This is a genomic window from Stenotrophomonas maltophilia (assembly GCF_004920835.1).
Classification (GTDB): Bacteria; Pseudomonadota; Gammaproteobacteria; order Xanthomonadales; family Xanthomonadaceae; genus Stenotrophomonas; species Stenotrophomonas maltophilia_AQ.
On sequence record NZ_QFHO01000015.1, the window covers coordinates 84075 to 101507 of the forward strand.

Consider the following 17433-nt stretch of genomic DNA (forward strand, 5'->3'; position numbering starts at 1 on the left):
GGCGATGAAAGCGCCGCCCGGCGGATCGCGTGAGCGCGATCAGGGGTCGTACATCATCCCGTTTTCGTCACGGTTGTAATGCCCGGCCACTTCGCGGGAGCCATCGTCGTAGAGCACGTACGTCGTGCAGCGTTGGTGGAACACGTTTCCAGCGACGCGGAAGGGCACGCATTCTTCCTGGACCTCGACGACTTCGGCGGCCGTCGTGGTGGCGACCGGGGCCAGCATCGACACGGCAAGCACGGCGGCAAACGAACATGCCGACAAACCTTTCTGCAGTCTCATCCTCACGCTCCTTGTTGGTGGGGGCTTACATCAGGTACGGATTGCCGTATTCGTCGATCCAGTACTCAGTGAGGAAGATATCGCCGCCGGCATCGGGCATGGTCACGATGCAGTGCTGGTGGATGCGGTAACGCTCCACTTCAAACGGTTCGCAGCGGGTCACGCTGCCGGGCGGGGAGGTAACCCCCGCGCGTGCGGTACCTGCAGACATCATTCCAGCGACTGCCACAACCAATGCGGCCATTGCGGCCAAGTCCAGTTTCATGGGCATCATCCTTGTGTCTGAAATCGCGCGTTCGCGCTGTGTCGTGCAGCCGCCGCGCCCGCAGTTCTGTTACGCGAGGACTGCTGCGTACGCGCCGGCCCGGCTCGCGGCCCGGCGCAGTCCCCGCGCGGATCAGTCGCGCAGGTAGGGGTTGCCGTACTCGTCGATCCAGTACTCGGCTGTGTAGACATTGCCGAATTCATCGGTGTAGGTTTCCGTGCAGTGGTGGTGAACGCGGTTGCGGTCCACATTCACTGGCACACAGGAAACATTCTCTTTCGGGACCCCTGTGTTGGCGTCCGCCACCGGAGCCAGGGTTGCAGTTGCCACCAACAACGCGGCCATCGCGGCCAGTTGCAGTTTCATAAGCATCATCCTTGCTTTCTGCAATCGCGCACATGCGCATGGCGTGTGTAACACGCGAACCAGACCGCCGGAAGTGCCTCGCTGCGATCAGTCTTCGATCTCGCCGCGACGGCTGGCGGCACGCACTGCCTGCGCGGTGGTCGCCACACCCAGGCGTTGGCGCGCGTGGCGCAGGTGGTTCTCCACCGTGCGCGTGGAAAGCCCAAGCGTAGCCGCGATCTCAGCCTGCCGGCGGCCGGCGGCAACCCAGCGCAGCACTTCGCGCTCGCGGTTGCTCAGCGCGCTTCCCGAAAGCTCGGCAGGCGATTCGGCCAGTTGGCGCGCGGCTCGGAATGCTGCAGTTGCAGCAGCCTCCAGCTGCAGGCGCGCGCTGGCCGACGCATCGATTGACGTACCGGCAAAGCTGATCGCGCCCTCCAGGCCGGTGGTGCCGAACACCGGCACCTGCAGACCGTGCAGGCCTTCACCACGTGGCTGCTTTACCACCTGGTAGCGTTCGCCGCGCACGCCCTGGCGCTTGCTCCAGAAGAACGGTGCATCGCTGTCCAGTACGTGGCGATTGACCGGACAGGTGTGCAGGTAGCGGGCAAGGTCGGTATCGTTGCCATCGCCGAGCCAGTCGCCCTCTATCCAGTACACGCGCTGCGCGTCGCGCTCCAGCCCGGTGCCGGTGGCGAATACCAGCACACGATCGTAGCCAAGTGGCGCGGCGACGCCGCGCAGTAACGCGCCCACCGCAGCCAGCGAGTGGGCGTTTTCAAGGCCAAGCAGTGCCTGCACCAGCTCGGCCATCGGGGTCAGCGCCCGGCCAGTGTGTCGAGCAGGGTGCGTGCGGCCAGCTTGCCCAGCGCGTTGCCGGCAAGTGGGCTGTCGCCGGTCAGCAGCAGGCGGTCCTGCAGCACGCTGCCGTCGATGCCTTCGTTGACGATCTGCACGCCCTGCTGCGCAAGCCGTTCACCGAAGAACCACTGCAGCTGCCCCGGCATGTAGCCGATGTCGGGTGTCTGCCGGTCCATTGCATCGGGGAAAGCGCAGATGCGATAGCCACGGAACAGTGAGCCGCCATCGGCTTCGTCGACGCCGGCAGCCAGCAATGCAGCAGGGCCGTGGCAGAGGGTGATGATGTGGCGTTGCTGGGCCATTGCCCACTGCAGGGTGGCCTTCACCGCGCGGCTTTCCGGCAGGCCGATCAACGCGCCATGGCCACCGGGGATGAACACTGCTGCGTAGTCCGAATCGGCATCGAGGCCGGCCACCACGTCGTGCAGCTGCAGCGGCTGGCGGAAGTGCTCTTCATAGCGCTCATACAGTCCGCCGATCTCCTTGTCCTCGCGCGGGAATGCCCACCATTCGAACTTGGTGGCATTGCCGGACAGCGTCGCCACGTCGATCTCGAAGCCGGCCTTGTCCAGGTGGTACATCGGCAGCAGGGTTTCCACAGGGTGGTTGCCGGTGGAAAAAAGATGGCCGTTGGCGGTGGGCAGATAGCGCTCGTCGGCGGCGATCATCAGCACCTTCCAGCGGCCATCGCGGCGCGCATCCGGGTAGTCGGCGCCGGACAGGTCACTCTTCGCCGAAGTGAACTGCGACAGCGAGTACGGGGAAGGGAAGAAGGCGTCACGCTCGGCCGGATCGGGACTGGGCTGGCGGCTGGGCTCTTGCGTGTTCATGCGGACCTCCTGCGGGGAAAGTGGGGCCAGCATAGAAGGGCCGCTGCGCACGTGCGATGAGGGAATTCCCCCAATCTGCCACGGTCCTGATGTTGCACCGCGGCACATGGCCTGGTTGGACAGCAGCATTATGTCGTGCTATCTAGCCGGTGCCGGGATAATCCCGGCATAACCACACAGCAAGCAAAGGAATGAAAATGAAAAGATTCGCCCGAGCATTGCGCGTCACTCTGAATATCCATCCGAACGAGAAGAGCAGTGTGTGGAATACCTGGCCGCTCTGGGTCGAGTTCTGATCCTGCGGGGCAACCCCGCGTTTGAGCGGTAGCAAGACGAAGGGACTCGTCTTTCGAGTCCCTTCCTGCCGGAGGCGCACTGCATGCAAGGGATGTCGAATGAAGGCAGCACCGTTGCTGCCGAGCGGTTGGCCGCGCGCGTGGAGCGCGAAGGACCGGTACTGCATCTGGAAACCGGCGGCATCGGGGTGTTCTGCCCGGAGCTGGCCGGGAAGGTTGACAAGGAGAATTCCGAGCACCTGTTCGTGGTTGAATCGCTGGCCGATCTGTTCCGCCGGCACGAGCGCGTGCGCTGGACCGAAGTACGCAGCCTGATCGCCGCCTGCAGTGCCGAGCTCACTGGCGTGGATACCCTCAAGACGCTGCAGTCGCGCATGCGGCAGGCACTGGATGCGCTGTGCGGGCATGAATTGGATGCGACGCCGGCGGTGTGGAAAGTGATGGCGCATCCGCTCGTTCCTCTGGTGATCGACGGGCTTGATACACGCGGTACCGCTGCCATCGAACGTGCCCTGCATCTGCGCTACACCACCCAGGTCGAGCAGGTCATCCACCGGCGCCACCTGCTGCGCAATTTCCTCATCGGCCGTGGCGAGTCGCGGACGATCCATGCAGAGTTGAAGCGCCGCGTCCGTAGCGGGCGCTCTTCGCTGGACTACGCGCAGTCACTGCTGACGCTGCGTGAGCGCATCGGGCTGGACAAGGTGACCTATCTGGTTACGGTGCAGTTGATTGCCATCTCCGGGGTGCCGGGCATGATGGCTGCCTGCCTGCTGCTGGCCATGCAGATGCATCCGCATTGGCGGCAACGCATTGAAGAGGAGTTCGCGCCGCTGTCGGACGCGGAGATCCATGCATTGCCCATCGCCCGCATTCCCTGCACGATGCGGTTCCTGAAGGAAGTGATGCGTCTGTACTCCACGCCCTTCAACAATCGACGCGTGGCGGCCTGCGATCTGCAGGTGGATGGGCAGGCCATCAAGGAAGGCACGGTGTTCGAGCTGAGCTCGTTCATCCAGCACCGGTCGTCGAAGTACTGGGACGATCCGCTGTTGTTCGATCCAGACCGCTGGTTGCCCGAGCGTCGCAAGCGGACGGCCGGCATCTATGTGCCTTATGGCTTCCCATCGCGTTCCTGCGTGGGATCGGCGGTGGGAAATGCGCAGCTGGTACTCCTGTGCGCGCTGCTCGCACGCGAATATCGATTCACCCCCGGCGCGGATTACCGCCCGGAGGTGCGCATGGAGGGCTTCGCGATCCCAGCAGCGCTGCAGGGTACGTTCTCGCGCCGCGCCTTGGCTTCCTGAGGAGAGGGACGGGCGGATCAGTTGCCCGGGCGGTCATGCCCCTGCATGTCCTCGTGCAGGATCCGCCGCAGTTCGACGATTGCCGGGGTTGCCTCCTGCACGCTGTGCCCGGACACGATCACCCTTTCCGAAACCGCATGTGGCAGGTGCGAGCTCCAGTACGGCACCAGCCCATCGTCAGTCTTCTCCAGCGGGCCGTCGGCCTTGGCGCGGGCGATGATCGAGTGGTAGTGCACCTTCGGCGCCATTGGCAGGTCGGCCACGGCGCGTACGAAGGGATCGTCCTTGTCCAGGTTCTGGATGCTGTTCATCTGGTAGCCGTGCTTGCCGTCGTTGCGATCGATCTTGCCGTCGTTGGCGATGGTGGCCACGTCTTCCAGTACGGTCAGCGGCAAGCGCACCAGGCGGCCGATCCAGCGGCCCAGGCGGGTGCTCGCCACATCGGTGCCGCGGTGCGGCGTGGCGATGAACACCACGCGCGATACTTCCGGTTCCGGCAGGAAGGTCAGCACCGGCGCGCCCTTGGTGCGCAGCAGTTCCTGCTGCGCCGGCGTCATCTGTGCGGTGGCCAGCAGGGTATCGACCAGGTGGTCGCCTGAAGAGGAGATCATCAGCCGCGCAATCACGCCGCCCATGCTGTGCCCGACCAGCACCATGTCATGCGAGGCCTGCGCCTTGCCGCTGGGGTCGAAGTGCTGGAAGACCTCGGCCAGCGTATGACGCATCGCATCGTGGCTCATCGCGATCGGCATGTTGGTCGGGTAGTAGAACTGCCAGATCTGGAAATCCTGGCGGATTTCTTCGTCGCGCATCAGCTCGTTGGCGACGTTGACCCAGGCTTCCGGGCTGCTGGCCAGGCCGTGGATCATCAGCAGCACGCGACGGTTCGGATCGTACGGCTGCATCATGTACAGGTGCGGCGTATCGATGCCGCCCTTGCCACCGAACAGCGAGCGCAGCGACTGGTGGCTGAAGTTGGAGCGCGCCAGCCACAGTGCGTAGCCAGCGGTGAAGTTCGCGGCCAGCGGCACTTCCTGTCCGTGCAGGGTGACTTCGGTGACCTGGTAAGGATCGTGAATCTCCAGTTCCGGCTCGTCGTCGTGCAGCACTTCCCACAGGTTCTTTCCGGAGAAGCGCAGCAACACTGTCATCGATGGCGAGGGCATCTCGCTCCAACTGCGCTGCGTCGCTGCCGTCGCGGTCGTAGACGCCGTAGAGGCCGTTGAGGCCGTAGTTGGCGTGGCGCTGGCATTGGCTGGATCATTCATCACAGCTACCAGCTCCGCGCCGAAGCCATCGCGGCGGTGCACGCTGCGCAGCGTGCCGGTGAACGAGAGCGAGGCAGCGGGCACCAGCTCGGTGGGGGTACGCGTGTCCAGTGGTGAAGCTTCGCCCGATGGGGCGAGTACGAAAGTCCAGCGGCCGAGCTGGAAATGGCTGGCTTCGTTGTGCACGCGGCCGGTGGCATAGGCGTTGTACAGCTGCACCGAAGCTTCCTGCACGGCCAGGTTGTAATAGTCACGCACCTGGGTCTGGCGATCTTCGAAGCCACGCTGGTTGGCGGTGCGCTCGGTGAAGAACAGATACCCGTAAGCCTGCCGCGCGACCTGCATCCAGGCATCCAGGCGCGGCTGGAAGTCGGCGTCCAGTTCGGTGATGGTGGTCTTGGCCCGGCCCGAGGCGGAGTACTCGCGTTTCGGTGCGGGCAGGGTCATGGCGTACTGCAGCCACAACTCGGCAAGGCTCGAGCGCTTGTCCTCCTCGCGCACCACGATGGTGGCTTCCATCGCTTCGATGCAGGGCAGGCCAGGCTTGGCGCAGACGCCTTCGTCGAGGCCGGCCACGCGCAGGGTTTCCGTCGTTGCCGAGCTGAGCTTGCCGGTGGTGAGGATGTCGCCGCGCTTGAGTGCGATGTACTGGCCGGGCGTGACCGAGGCCACCTGCACCGACGGCCCGAACTGGCGCAGCGTCGCGCAGCCACCAAGGGTGAGCAGCACGGTGATGATGAGGGTCGTGCGGCCGATGAAGCCCAAGCCCGTGGTTGCCATACGATCCTCCTGCGCGGTGGCGACACTCTAACGACAGACCTGTCAAAGCGGAAGATACCGAGCGGTCGGTTTGTCTGGCCCAAGCATCGCCGCCCGGGCGATTCAGGCATTTCCGTGTGACACTGGGGTGAATGGGGTGATGCAGGGACTGCGATGCGGTGGCTTGAAACCCGTGTTCCACCACCGCTGGTGATGCTGCTGTGTGCCGCTGCCGGTTACCTGGCCAGCCGCCTGTGGCCGGGCACAGTGTTGTCATTGCCGATGCCGGCACTGCTGGCGGGCGGGGTGATGGCCATCGGCCTGGTGCTGAACCTGCTGCCGAAGCTGGCTTTCCAGCGTGCGCGTACCACGGTGAACCCGCTGCGTCCCTCGGCGTCGAGCACGCTGGTCACGCACGGGGTGTATCGCTACACGCGCAATCCGATGTATCTGGGCCAGGCGACCGTCCTGGCCGGTGCGATGCTGTACCTGCAGAACCTGACCGCGCTGCTGGCCGTGCCGCTGTTCGTGATCTACATCACCCGCTTGCAGATCGTGCCGGAAGAGCGGGCACTGTCGGCCCGCTTTCCCGAGGCCTATGCAGGCTTCCGCCAACGCGTGCGGCGCTGGCTGTAGACCTGCGCCGTTACGGAGTGATCTGGCACTTCACCGCCGCCGAATAACCTTCGTAGTCGTCGCCGGCGATCACGTGCAGGGTGTGGCGTTTGTCGATGGCTTTCACGTAGGAGGGGGCTTCGGTGTTGGCGTGCTCGTTGACCGTGGTTACCGACCATGACTTGGCCAGGCGCTGCGAATCGACACCGTTCAAGTACACGAAGATGCTTTTCTCACCCGCCGCCACGTTCACATCGGCACTGCTGATGGTGCCGCCGAACAGGGCAACCGGCGAGCTCTCAGGCTCGAACGTACCGCCCGGCTTCTTTGCCAGGCCGGCTGCCTGCAGCGCGTCGATCGCCTCGGCCGCGCTGAAGTTCGAGCCGGCCTTGCAGGCGAGCAGGGCTTCCAGCGTGGCGGTACCGGGTGGCGCGATGGCCGCATGGGCGGCCGGACCTGCGACAAGGGCAGCCAGGGCAAGGGCGAATACGGTGGGTGCGGTTTTCATTGCAGATCCTTCTGTTCGTCTCGGAGCAGGGTACGTTCCGATAGGGTCACAGAGTCTCGATCATGCGCCGCCATTCCGGCGTGACGAACGTACCGGATCGGATCACCGGCAAGCAGCGCAGCGGCCTCGGAAGGCCGCTGCGCCATGCCATCAGTTGCTGGCGGCCTTCACCGCTTCTGCGGCGTCGACAATGCCCGGTCCGCAACCGCCGGGGCAGTTCGCCGCCGCGATCGGGTGCGCGGTTCGACGCAGGATGTCCTTGACCTGGTCGGTGGTCTTGGGCACCGGCGCCACCGCCTGCATCAGCGCGACGATGCCAGCGACGTGGGGCGCCGCCATCGAGGTGCCGGACATGAAGTCGAAGGCGTTGTTACCCACGGTGGACAGGATGCCCTGCGCCGGATGCTGGCGGGTGGGTGCGCAGTTGGCCTGGCTCGGCGGCGTGGCCAGCGGCAGGAACTCGCCCACCGACGCACGGCACGACCAGGTCTCGCCACCCGGTGCGGTGATGTGGATGCCTGCGCCATAGTTGGAGTAGAACGCACGACGACCGCCCTGATCGTTGGCAGCAACCGCGATCACACCCTTGCAGTTCGCGGGGGCGAACTCGGACACATCAAGATTGCTGTTGCCGGCGGCGACCACCACGATCGTACCCTGGGCCGTGATGTCGTCGATTGCATCCTGCTCGGCCGGCGAGCAGGCGCGGCGGCCGCCCAGGCTGAGATTGATGACTTCGGCCGGGTTGGCATTGGCGGGGACATTGGGCACGTTGATACCGGCACTCCAGAGCATGCCGTCGATGATGTCAGCGGAACCACCATTGCCCTGGTTTCCCAGTACGCGCACCGGTACGACTTTCGCGTTGTAGGCCACGCCGGCCACGCCGATCTGGTTGTTGGTCACCGCAGCGACCGTTCCGGCGACGTGGGTGCCGTGTGCAATGCCTGAGGCATCGAATGCATCGGCGTCGCGTCCGTCACCATCGTCGGAGCCACCACAGCCGGGATTCATTCCCCCGATGATGCACTGCCAATCACTGAACGGACGGGTTGACGAGATCATGTCGTAACCCGGCAGCAGGTTCGCTTGCAGGTCGTTGTTGTTGAGGTAGCCTGAATCAACCACCGCAACCACCACACCCTGGCCGGTGGAGCGATCCCACGCGCCGGGCAGGCGAGCGCCACTGGTCGGGTTGCTGTAGTGCCATTGCTCCCCATAGCGCGGGTCGTTCGGCGTGGCGAATGCACTCATCATGTAGTTCGGCTGCACATACTCGACGTCCGGATCGTCGGCGATGCGCTGCATCAGGATCTCGGCCTCCGGACGGTCCAGTGGCTTGTCCGTGGTGACCACGTCGGCGCCGCCGCCCATGCGGCGTTGATGGGTTACGGACGCAGCCGAAGTCGGTGCGCTGCCGATCGAACGCTTGCTGCGCTGCTGGACGCCGAGGCGCTTCTTCAGCGCGTCCTGGGCGGTGTCGGCGGAGACGCGCTTGCTGCTGCCGTCCCGGTACTTGACGATGAAACTGCTGTACTGCTCGTTGCTGGCCATGCCTCGCGTCCATACCCGTTCGGTGGGTTGGGCGAAGGCGGGGGCGCTGGCCAGGACCAGGGTGATGGCACTGGCAAGGGAAACCCGAAGCGACGTACGCATGGATACAGTTCCTTTGTGGAAGATGTGTCGAACAGGCCGTGCCCCTCGGGCTCGGCTTCGGTGTGCAGGGTGCAGGGTGCAGGGTGCAGGGTGCAGGGTGCAGGTGACCCGTGGTCTCCTCTTGATGGCGACCAAGGACGAACGGCTTCGCGGGCACATCCCCCCCAAGGAGAGGGTGGGAAATTTCTGAAGTGGTTTAGTGATGTCGAAAGCGAGAGAAGATGTGCAATGCCGACATTGCTTGACGGCATCGGGTCGCGACTGCGCCTGGGTGGTGAATTTCGCAGCGAGGCGAGGCGGGCAATAAAAAAGCCCGGAAACCCACGTTGGTGGAATTTCCGGGCTTCTTCGGTTCGTGACGAACCTTCTATTGCTGCGGTTCCAATCGAGCCATCGCGTACTAGCCCTTCAGCCTTCCGGACACGGAATAGAGCGGTTCCAGCAGCCATTCATAAAGTTTGCGACGCTCCCCCATGATATCTGCCTCGAGCTGCATGCCAGGGCGAAGCGGCTCCATTTTCCCGTATGCCAGCACTCCCTGCTGATCCAACGAGACCAAGACTCGATATAGAGGCTGCTTCGTGTCGCCGTCCTTCTGGTTCCCCGTCAAAGCGCTGCGAGAGATGCGGATAACCGTTCCTTCGTGAGCTCCAAATTTCTGATGGGGATAGGCCTGGTAGCGCAGCAGAACCCGGTCGCCTGATTTAACGAAACCTATGGCTGAACTGGGCACCAGCAGCTGTGCTCGAAGCTCGGACCCCTTGGGAAGCAGGCTGAGAATGGGTTGGCCGGGCTGCACCGCCTGGCCAGCCTCAACGAGTCGATTTGCCACCAGCCCAGTTACCGGGGCTCGAAGGAGCAGCTCTCCGTCAGCCTCCATCCGAATGAACTCCTGATTCAACGCGGCAAGATCACGCTCAGACACTGCCTTGGCGGATAGCCTTTGATGGGGAATTTCTGCAAGCCGCTGCTCCAGTTCGGCCAGGTTCCGCCGAATCGAGGTTGCTTGGCGTTGAAGGGCTTGTTGCGCATTGACCGCCTCAAGCATCGATTGCTCTTGTTGGTTGATCTGAATCAGGCTTACGTAGCGCTCATCCTCGACGCTCCGATAGCGGGCGAGGGTCTCGCGCCCGATTCTCACCTGCTCGCCACGGGTATGAATCTCCGCGTCGATCTGCGAAAGCTCACGCAACATCGCAGAGCGCTGGGTCTTGGCGCCATCCTGTTGAGCTGCCAGCTGTCTATCCTGAAATTCGCTCATCGCACCCACACTGGCTATGCGGGAGCGTTGTGCGTCGAGCAATGTTGATACGGCGTCCTGACCTGAGGACGTTACCCGAGGCACGTTGATCGTCAGCAGTCCATCCTGGCGTTGCACATGATCGCCTTCTTCGACGTCCAGTCTTGCGACCACTCCAGCGGATGGAGCGACGACCGTGGAAAGCCCGAGGTCGGGTACAAGCTCACCAGGAACCCGCGATCTGCGCGAATACTCGCCGATCCAGAAGAAGCTGACGATGCCTATGGCCGCTATCGCTGCGAATACCGCCAGAAGCCAGAACCGGAATGGCTGTACGAGGGATATCCCGCCCAGCCAGCTTCGCCGCTGGGCATCAATCGCCTCCTTGCGGAAGAGGCCGCTCATGCAGTCAGCTCCGCTGCATCACCTCGTTCCGGCGCCAGGGAGCTGGATGTGTTCTGGGTCAGTACGTGCGCTACCGCCCCCGCCTGCATGAGCAGCACGCGGTCGGCGCTGGCGATGGTTTCCGGCCGATGGGCGATGATCACCCGAGTCAGTGCAAGCTGTTTTACGGACTCATTCACCAGTCTTTCGCGCTCCACATCAAGGTGGCTGGTTGCCTCGTCCAGGAAGAGCAATTGAGGTTTGCGATACAGGGCGCGAGCGAGGATCACCCGTTGTTTCTGGCCTCCAGAGAGAGTCGTTCCCATATCGCTGATCAGGCTGTTGTAGCCCATGGGCATGGCCGCGATGTCGTCATGCACAGCAGCCAACCGCGCCGCCTCAAGCACTTTTCCTTCATCATGGTCATCTTCTTCGAAGGAAATGTTGTCGCTGACACTTCCTGCGAAAAGCTGGTCATCCTGCATCACCGCTCCGATCATGCGGCGGTAGTCGCTTTTGCTTATCCTTGATAAGGGCACGCCGCCAATGCGGACCTGACCCTCGGTCGGCTGTAGGAGCCCAAGAAGTATCTTGACCAGCGTAGTCTTCCCGCAGCCTGAAGGGCCGATGATTGCAACGGACTCACCGGCGTCCACCACAAAGCTGCAGTTCTTCAGCACCCATGGCTCCCCAGGGGCGTAGCGGAAGCCAAGTCCCTCGACCTCAATGCGGAGTCCGTCTGGCAACAGGGCGTTTCCGTTGGAAGTGTCGCGCTCTGGCTCGGTGAGAACAATGTCGGAGAGTCGCTCGCCGTGAAGGCGAAGCATGCGGAACTCCACCCACTTGTCGATCAACGCTCCGACGCGCTGCGAGAACTGGTCCTTATAGGCGAGGTACGCAATGAGCATGCCGACGGAGAACACGTTGTCCATGGCCAGTAGTGCCCCGAGCCAGATCACTGCAATGCGTTCCAGGCCAAACAGCAACTGATTGGCACCACTGAAGCTCAGCCCAAACTTCGAGAGCCAAACGTCTTGATTGACAGTCTCGTTCATGAGGTTGAAGTAGCCTGCTTGGCGAACTGATTCGCGGCCAGCGACTTTTATCGACTGCACTCCCCGAATTGACTCAAGAAGATGGCTCTCCTGTCGTGCCCCGGCGATCAGCTGCTTCTCTGTGCCTCGCCGCAGGGGAGGGAATGCACAGGCACGTGCAATTGCATACAGAACAACCGCGAGCAGCGTGACCAGCGCCAGCTTCCAGCTGTAGAGCAGCATCATTCCCAGGGTCACAACTGCCATGAGGCCATCGATGAGTGCCTCTACGAAGCTGGTTGTCAGTGTTCTCTGAATGGCCTGGATGCTTCCCATCCGTGACGTGACATCACCTAGATGGCGCTTCTCGAAATAGTCCAAGGGCAAATGCAGGAGGTGGCGGAAGACGTTGCCAGTCCATTGCAGGTTGAGTCGGTTTGATAGATAGATGACCGCCCTGCCTCGAATCTGCCCAATACATACTTGCAGCAAAAGCGCCAGAGCGAACCCCGTGCCCAGCACGGTCAGCAAGTCTCTGTCATAGGCGACGAGCGCTTGATCCACGGTCCACTGCATGAAGAACGGTGCTATCAGGACGAATACCTGAAGTGCAACGGACAAGAGCAGCAGTAGCCCAAGAGACCGCCAAAGCCCCTCGATCCTGCCTGTCAGTTGTGCAAGCGAGACTGCTGGCGGGCGAGTGGTTGCCTGGAACTCGGCAGTTGGATGCAACTCCAGAGCAATGCCGGTGAAGTGGCGGGAGACCTCCTCCAGGGAAAGCCTACGCTTGCCATAAGCGGGATCCAGAAGGGTGACGCCGTTGCGATGAACTTTGCTGATTACAACAAAGTGGTTGAGGTCCCAGTGCGCTATGCATGGCAACTGAAGTTGGCTCAGGTGCTCCAGGTCCAAGCGCAGGGGACGGCAACGAAAGCCCAGGCTTCCCGCGATTTCCATGATCTGGGCGAGAGTGGCACCCTTGAGGGAAAGTGTATGGCGACGACGAAGCACCCGGAGTCCGATGTTGTTGCCATGATGCGATGCAATCATGGCCAGGCAAGCGAGTCCGCATTCCGCTGCCTCGGATTGAATCACGACGTCAATGATCTAACGCTCCCAAAAAGGCCACAAGGCTGACATGAAAATAATGGGAAACTCAGGCGCGTGCCCAATGGCCATCATGTGCGTCTTGAGGAAGGGCGGGTTGTAAGTCCACGCTGGAACATGTGGGGGCCTAGGGGATGTTTGGTAACGGTCCTAGAGAAGAGGATGGAGAAGCGCCCAATGCATGATGGAAAGATTGATAACTCCATGAATTATGGATCGCTGGAAAGTGTTCAGGCCAAAAACTATCGCACCAATGCAGAGAATCACCGAGTAGATGAAAGAAGACACAACTGCATCGACGTGGACCGCAGCGAACAGCGCGCTAACGATAATGGCACCCGCGACTTTTCCGAAGTAGTGAGAGGCTCCATCCAGAAAGAGATGTCTCACGACCTTTTCCTCAAAAAGTGGAGCGACGACGCAGCTGGTTACGATGCCGAGCAAATAGAATTTGAATGGAACTTCATTCAATGGTATGGGGTTGCTGGCATGTCCTGGGGGAAGCTCTGCAAAAGCAATCCAAAGTGCTCCACAAATGAGGCCGGCGCCAACCAACACAGGTAGAAGCCAGAAATTCCATCTCCTTCCGGGTTCATTTGGAAATAGCCAGACGCAAGCGAGAAATGCGAGGAGCTCAGTCACCGCCTTTGATCCGAATACGTTGAATGAATCCAGAACCCCCTGGGTCGCCCCAACGGCTACCGTCGCAATCGCTGCGGCGAATATCTTGTTCTCCGCAATAGGGCGGGGTCTTCGATGGGCAAATCTTTGAAGCATGTTTCCTTGCTCCAAAGGTCTAGGCCCGAAATGGCGCCTAGACCCCTACTTATGCTGCCTGAATCAGCGAGCCATGATGTAGTGATAGATCAGGCCGGCAGCGCCAATTCCACTGAATGGTGCGATCCTTCCGTACATATACGCAGCATTGCCAAAATCATTGAGCGTTCCGGTGACGTGGGTGCCGTTGCTTGGGCCAATCTGGATGCGAACACCGCCCGAAATTTCTGCAACTTCAAGTTCATTTAGATCACGCATACAGCCTCCATTTCCAAGTTGTTGAGACAGTCATCCTCGTGAGCCCGCGCAGCGCGTCGAGCATGAGCCAAGCCGCACCGACAGTCATTCATGTGGCTACGATGCCGATTGTGCTGGCAAGGCTCTTGTGTAAGAACGGATTGAGGCGAGGCCTCCCCCCATTCCCACCTTAGCTGGGTTCACGTTTGGTTCACATCTTGGTTGGCCGCAGTACCGGCGCGCGTCAGGACAAGCTGCAAGCAGGTTGGTCGATACGCCGCCAGCAGGATTGGCACATGGCATTCCGTTCATTGCCGGATCTGTTCGAAGGCGTCAAGTGATTCCACAATGCGAGGGGCGATGAGTAGCTAATCATGGTCGCCGGCCAGGTGATCGCGCCGATCGTATGGCGACGGCGTACCGCACGACCTGGCCACAGTTCCATGGATTGTCCAGATCTACAGCGGGCAATAAAAAGCCCGGAAACCCACGTTGGTGGAATTTCCGGGCTTCTCCGGTTCGTGACGAACCGTTCGTTGGTGGAGGTGGGCGGAATTGAACCGCCGTCCGAAGGCACTCCATCCCCAGCACTACATGCTTAGCTCACCGTTGGATCTCATCCCCGAGCAGCACGGTGTGCAAAGCGCACCCGGGAACCAGCCTGTTTTGTTCTAGTGCCGGACTGACAGGCAGCCGCCCAGCGCGATTCCATGATAATGACTCTACGCTGCGAGCATGGACACAAGCAGTTTCGAGGCTCCGCCTAAGTCGGCAGAAGGTCACGCACCGCAGTTTTTAGGCTGCGAGAGCGACCGGAGCGTAGTTGTCGTCGTTGGCAACTAGAGTTTTGCAGCTGGATTTACGAGGAAAGCTACCCCCTCGGCATGCGCCAGGCGACTTCACAACCCCCGTCGAAACCAATGCACCCCCGGTTTCTTCAAGTCTTGCAAGGCTTTCAGGTTCCAAGTTGACCAGATGTCGCCCAGGAACCTGCCTAACGGGGCAAATGGTACGGCAATCTTCCTGAACAGTCACGCGCGGGGATTTCCTCGCGCCCCCGCCGCTTGGCACGTTGCCATCCCCGGGGAGGCGTGCTCGAATTTCCCGACGTCATTCCACGGGCCTCCCATGGTCGTATCCGTCAGCTCCGGCAAGATGCGACTGGGATGGGCGGGTGCGCTTGCCGCGGCCGTTCTTGCAATGCAGGCATGGCCCGTCGTAGCGGCCGAATCCCCGCAGGCGACGGTGGAGGTGGCTTACAGCCCATCGCTGGACCTGTTCAACCTGCTCGACAACCTGCCCGATTGGCTGCCGGGATACACCGCTTCGGTCTACCGGGATGAATGGCAGCGGCGCTTCGGCCTGGACGAGCGGGACCGCGCGTTGTTGGCTGCCTATGCCGCATTCCGCCAGCGCACGTCACCCCTGGCGCGTGATCACGAGGTAATGGCCGCGGCGGCCGAGCGGGTGTTCGCAGGTGCAGATACCCGCGACGGCGATCCGTTCGCCAGCCATTTCCTGGCGGCAGAATCGTTCGATGCAGCCGTCAGGGCCGCGATTATCGGCCAGGACCGCCGTGACCAGAGGCTGCTGTGGCGGTACTACGCGCACTTCGCCCCGCATGCCCGCCTGCTGCTGGCAGGGCAGGCGCCATTCAACGCGAAGAAGCGCGAACTCGCACGGCAGCTGGCATCCCGCCCGGTCGGTGGGCTTGCGGCGCAGATGCAGGCGTTCTTCAGGGTGGATGCGCCAGCCACCTTCCAGGTGCGTTTCCTCTGGTGGCCGGATGCGACGCAGACCCAGGCCAAGCTGCGGGGCGGTTACATTTTTCTGTTCTCGACGTTCGATGCCGAGGAAGACTGGGCACCGATCGTGATGCACGAGTACAGCCACTTTCTTTCAGCCGGGCAGCCGCCGGCGCAACGAAAGGCGTTGGCCGAAGCCTTTGTGACGTTGTGCCCGGCTGCGCTGACGCTGCGCAACCCATTGAATGCGCTGGAGGAACCGCTGGCGATCTATTGGGGCCAGTACCGGTTCGAGCAGGAGGTACGCGGTGACACGCTGTCGCCGGAGTCGTCCTGGTACATCCAGCAGCATGCAGACCGGGCAGCGAAGGCCCTCGCGGTGGCGTTCCCGGCAACAGGTCCTGCGCCACGCCTGGAGGCCGGCCCGCTCTTGGATGCAGCGGCATCTGCCTGTGCTGACGCCAAGGCGAAATAGCGTTGGGCGCTGCGCCAGGCTCGCGCAGGGTTGATAGCATCAGAATCCTGGATATGCAGCCTATGGACGGAGCCGATGCCGCTTGAAATCGCTGTAACGGATGAACCCGGCAACGAGGCGCTGGACCTGATTGGCAGTGGCCTGGACCAGTTCAATCTGGATGCTGCGGGGTATGCCGATCGACGCGCGCTGGCGGTACTGGTTACCGATCCGGCCAGCGGCAAGGTGTTAGGGGGCCTTACAGGGCGAACGTCGCTGGGCCTGTGGTTTGTCGATCTGTTCCATCTACCACCGGCGTATCGCGGCACTGGGCTGGGCTCGCGTGTGCTGAAGGCTGCGGAAGACGAGGCGCGGCGGCGGGGTTGCCGCTCCGGTGTGCTGTACACCATCAGCTTCCAGGCGCCGGACTTCTATGTGAAGCATGGCTGGACCGTATTCGGTGAAGTGCCGTGCGATCCGCCCGGTGCGTGCAGGGTGTTCCTCAGCAAGGATCTGTCAGCAGGCTAAGCACGGCCGCCACCCGCGCGTCTTGTCAATCCGCAACTTGTTGTAGAGCGCCTGTCATAGCGGATTGCTAACTTCGTGGGCACGAATTTGCGACACACTGGCAACGACCATCCAAGCCAGGACAGACACGGAGACGGTGGGTGACCGATGCAAGCCAACAACGCAGCCTGCGGCAGCTGATCGGGCCGGTCGGCGCCGACTACCAGCGGCGTGCGCTGCCACCCGGCTGGGTCTGGGCGGTGCTTGCGGTGCTGCTGGCGGCCACCTGGCTGACTGAGTTGCCGGCTACCGCCGCTGCCGCGTTGGTGGCCAGCGCGGTGGTGGTGCATTGGTCGCAGCGGGGCCGGTTCCATTGGCTGGGCTGGCGCCTGCCGGCGCTGGCGGTGCTGGCTGCCCTGCTGTGGGGGCCGGAGGTGCTGTCGCAGTGGTTTGAGCACGGGCTGGCCATGGTCCTGATGTCGCTGGCCAGCCTCAGTATTGGTGTGCACGTGTGGCAGTCGCGGCAGATGGCCCGGCAGCTGCAGGTCGCGGCTGATGCGCTGGATGACGCCCAACTACTGGCGCTGTTGCCGGCTGATGCGGCTGAACTGGCCCGCAAATGGCGGGCGGGCGATGACCGCTACGCGCCGGAACTGGCCGTGGTGATGCACTTGGCAGTGATGCATGCGGCGCTGGCGCCGCGGATGCGCAGGCAGGGCATTCTGGCTGGCTGAGCCGCATCGTGTTGTAGAGCCGAGCCCATGCTCGGCTGCTTCACCGCAGTCGAGCATGGCTCGACTCTACAAATGCCGAAGCCGAGCATGGCTCGGCTCTTATCTCTTGCGACTCTGGCACCTTAGGTGCCGAGAGCCCGGCGCGGGCGACCGTTCGGCTCTAGGTCTTCTCGATCGCTCTGTAGCAAGGATCTCCGCGCCGGTTTCTCCCTGATCCGC

At 62.4% G+C, this 17433-nt stretch carries 17 protein-coding genes and 1 other RNA gene; 5 read left to right on the top strand and 13 right to left on the bottom strand.

What is annotated here, in order from left to right:
• Nucleotides 1–39: 39 nt before the first annotated feature.
• The 5 genes from DI041_RS12380 to hchA all read right to left on the bottom strand — a co-directional run bounded on the left by DI041_RS12380 (nt 40) and on the right by hchA (nt 2586).
• Entirely contained in the window at nt 40–285 is a 246-nt protein-coding gene (locus DI041_RS12380) for a hypothetical protein (RefSeq protein WP_136638806.1), read from the bottom strand.
• Between the two features lie 25 nt (nt 286–310).
• Nucleotides 311–550, bottom strand: coding sequence for a hypothetical protein (locus DI041_RS12385; RefSeq protein ID WP_248298468.1), 240 nt, complete (start codon nt 548–550; stop codon nt 311–313).
• 132 nt (nt 551–682) lie between these two features.
• A complete protein-coding gene (locus tag DI041_RS12390) occupies nt 683–916 on the bottom strand; it encodes a hypothetical protein (RefSeq protein WP_136638805.1) in 234 nt (77 codons plus the stop codon).
• Nucleotides 917–1003: 87 nt separating this feature from the next.
• The gene (locus DI041_RS12395) at nt 1004–1708 is read right to left on the bottom strand and encodes a PA1136 family autoinducer-binding transcriptional regulator (protein ID WP_046983378.1); all 705 of its coding nucleotides are present in this window, start codon (nt 1706–1708) and stop codon (nt 1004–1006) included.
• A gap of 5 nt (nt 1709–1713) precedes the next feature.
• Nucleotides 1714–2586, bottom strand: a complete 873-nt coding sequence (gene hchA / locus DI041_RS12400; protein ID WP_136638804.1) for a glyoxalase III HchA — start codon at nt 2584–2586, stop codon at nt 1714–1716.
• Between the two features lie 379 nt (nt 2587–2965).
• On the opposite strand from hchA, the gene DI041_RS12405 reads away from it, so the two are divergent.
• Nucleotides 2966–4189 (top strand): cytochrome P450, encoded by a 1224-nt coding sequence (locus DI041_RS12405; protein ID WP_248298467.1) that lies wholly within the window; start codon nt 2966–2968, stop codon nt 4187–4189.
• Nucleotides 4190–4206: 17 nt separating this feature from the next.
• Here DI041_RS12405 and DI041_RS12410 read toward each other — a convergent pair whose 3' ends face one another.
• Nucleotides 4207–6237: an esterase/lipase family protein gene (locus DI041_RS12410; protein ID WP_136638803.1), complete on the bottom strand. Its 2031-nt coding sequence runs from the start codon at nt 6235–6237 to the stop codon at nt 4207–4209.
• Between the two features lie 153 nt (nt 6238–6390).
• Between DI041_RS12410 and DI041_RS12415 the strand changes: the two genes are divergently transcribed.
• Nucleotides 6391–6852, top strand: a complete 462-nt coding sequence (locus DI041_RS12415; protein WP_136638802.1) for a methyltransferase family protein — start codon at nt 6391–6393, stop codon at nt 6850–6852.
• 10 nt (nt 6853–6862) lie between these two features.
• Here DI041_RS12415 and DI041_RS12420 read toward each other — a convergent pair whose 3' ends face one another.
• The 7 genes from DI041_RS12420 to ssrA form a co-directional block, all read right to left on the bottom strand.
• Entirely contained in the window at nt 6863–7339 is a 477-nt protein-coding gene (locus tag DI041_RS12420) for a hypothetical protein (protein WP_046983373.1), read from the bottom strand.
• A 150-nt stretch (nt 7340–7489) separates the two neighbouring features.
• Nucleotides 7490–8995 carry a S8 family serine peptidase gene (locus DI041_RS12425; RefSeq protein ID WP_248298466.1) on the bottom strand — a complete coding sequence of 502 codons (1506 nt, stop codon included), beginning with the start codon at nt 8993–8995 and terminating at the stop codon, nt 7490–7492.
• 400 nt (nt 8996–9395) lie between these two features.
• Nucleotides 9396–10640 (bottom strand): HlyD family secretion protein, encoded by a 1245-nt coding sequence (locus DI041_RS12430; RefSeq protein WP_136638801.1) that lies wholly within the window; start codon nt 10638–10640, stop codon nt 9396–9398.
• Nucleotides 10637–12757 carry a peptidase domain-containing ABC transporter gene (locus DI041_RS12435; protein WP_248298470.1) on the bottom strand — a complete coding sequence of 707 codons (2121 nt, stop codon included), beginning with the start codon at nt 12755–12757 and terminating at the stop codon, nt 10637–10639. The genes DI041_RS12430 and DI041_RS12435 overlap by 4 nt, the downstream gene beginning before the upstream one ends.
• Nucleotides 12758–12910: 153 nt before the next feature.
• A complete protein-coding gene (locus DI041_RS12440) occupies nt 12911–13537 on the bottom strand; it encodes a CPBP family intramembrane glutamic endopeptidase (protein WP_136638799.1) in 627 nt (208 codons plus the stop codon).
• Between the two features lie 63 nt (nt 13538–13600).
• A complete protein-coding gene (locus DI041_RS12445) occupies nt 13601–13795 on the bottom strand; it encodes a hypothetical protein (RefSeq protein ID WP_012510745.1) in 195 nt (64 codons plus the stop codon).
• A 516-nt stretch (nt 13796–14311) separates the two neighbouring features.
• Nucleotides 14312–14704, bottom strand: a transfer-messenger RNA (tmRNA) gene (gene ssrA / locus DI041_RS12450).
• A 45-nt stretch (nt 14705–14749) separates the two neighbouring features.
• On the opposite strand from ssrA, the gene DI041_RS12455 reads away from it, so the two are divergent.
• The 3 genes from DI041_RS12455 (at nt 14750) to DI041_RS12465 (ending at nt 17214) form a co-directional block, all read left to right on the top strand.
• Complete coding sequence (locus DI041_RS12455; protein WP_248298465.1) at nt 14750–15994, top strand: hypothetical protein; 1245 nt, start codon at nt 14750–14752, stop codon at nt 15992–15994.
• A 75-nt stretch (nt 15995–16069) separates the two neighbouring features.
• A complete protein-coding gene (locus DI041_RS12460; RefSeq protein WP_136638798.1) occupies nt 16070–16501 on the top strand; it encodes a GNAT family N-acetyltransferase in 432 nt (143 codons plus the stop codon).
• Nucleotides 16502–16641: 140 nt separating this feature from the next.
• Nucleotides 16642–17214, top strand: coding sequence for a hypothetical protein (locus tag DI041_RS12465; RefSeq protein WP_046983369.1), 573 nt, complete (start codon nt 16642–16644; stop codon nt 17212–17214).
• Nucleotides 17215–17433: the final 219 nt, after the last annotated feature.

Coding starts and splice junctions, on each gene's coding strand:
- DI041_RS12380 (WP_136638806.1), bottom strand. CDS start 285: ATGAGACTGCAGAAAGGTTTGTCGGCATGTTCGTTTGCCGCCGTGCTT.
- DI041_RS12385 (WP_248298468.1), bottom strand. CDS start 550: ATGAAACTGGACTTGGCCGCAATGGCCGCATTGGTTGTGGCAGTCGCT.
- DI041_RS12390 (WP_136638805.1), bottom strand. CDS start 916: ATGAAACTGCAACTGGCCGCGATGGCCGCGTTGTTGGTGGCAACTGCA.
- DI041_RS12395 (WP_046983378.1), bottom strand. CDS start 1,708: ATGGCCGAGCTGGTGCAGGCACTGCTTGGCCTTGAAAACGCCCACTCG.
- hchA (WP_136638804.1), bottom strand. CDS start 2,586: ATGAACACGCAAGAGCCCAGCCGCCAGCCCAGTCCCGATCCGGCCGAG.
- DI041_RS12405 (WP_248298467.1), top strand. CDS start 2,966: ATGCAAGGGATGTCGAATGAAGGCAGCACCGTTGCTGCCGAGCGGTTG.
- DI041_RS12410 (WP_136638803.1), bottom strand. CDS start 6,237: ATGGCAACCACGGGCTTGGGCTTCATCGGCCGCACGACCCTCATCATC.
- DI041_RS12415 (WP_136638802.1), top strand. CDS start 6,391: ATGCGGTGGCTTGAAACCCGTGTTCCACCACCGCTGGTGATGCTGCTG.
- DI041_RS12420 (WP_046983373.1), bottom strand. CDS start 7,339: ATGAAAACCGCACCCACCGTATTCGCCCTTGCCCTGGCTGCCCTTGTC.
- DI041_RS12425 (WP_248298466.1), bottom strand. CDS start 8,995: ATGCGTACGTCGCTTCGGGTTTCCCTTGCCAGTGCCATCACCCTGGTC.
- DI041_RS12430 (WP_136638801.1), bottom strand. CDS start 10,640: ATGAGCGGCCTCTTCCGCAAGGAGGCGATTGATGCCCAGCGGCGAAGC.
- DI041_RS12440 (WP_136638799.1), bottom strand. CDS start 13,537: ATGCTTCAAAGATTTGCCCATCGAAGACCCCGCCCTATTGCGGAGAAC.
- DI041_RS12445 (WP_012510745.1), bottom strand. CDS start 13,795: ATGCGTGATCTAAATGAACTTGAAGTTGCAGAAATTTCGGGCGGTGTT.
- DI041_RS12455 (WP_248298465.1), top strand. CDS start 14,750: ATGTCGCCCAGGAACCTGCCTAACGGGGCAAATGGTACGGCAATCTTC.
- DI041_RS12460 (WP_136638798.1), top strand. CDS start 16,070: ATGCCGCTTGAAATCGCTGTAACGGATGAACCCGGCAACGAGGCGCTG.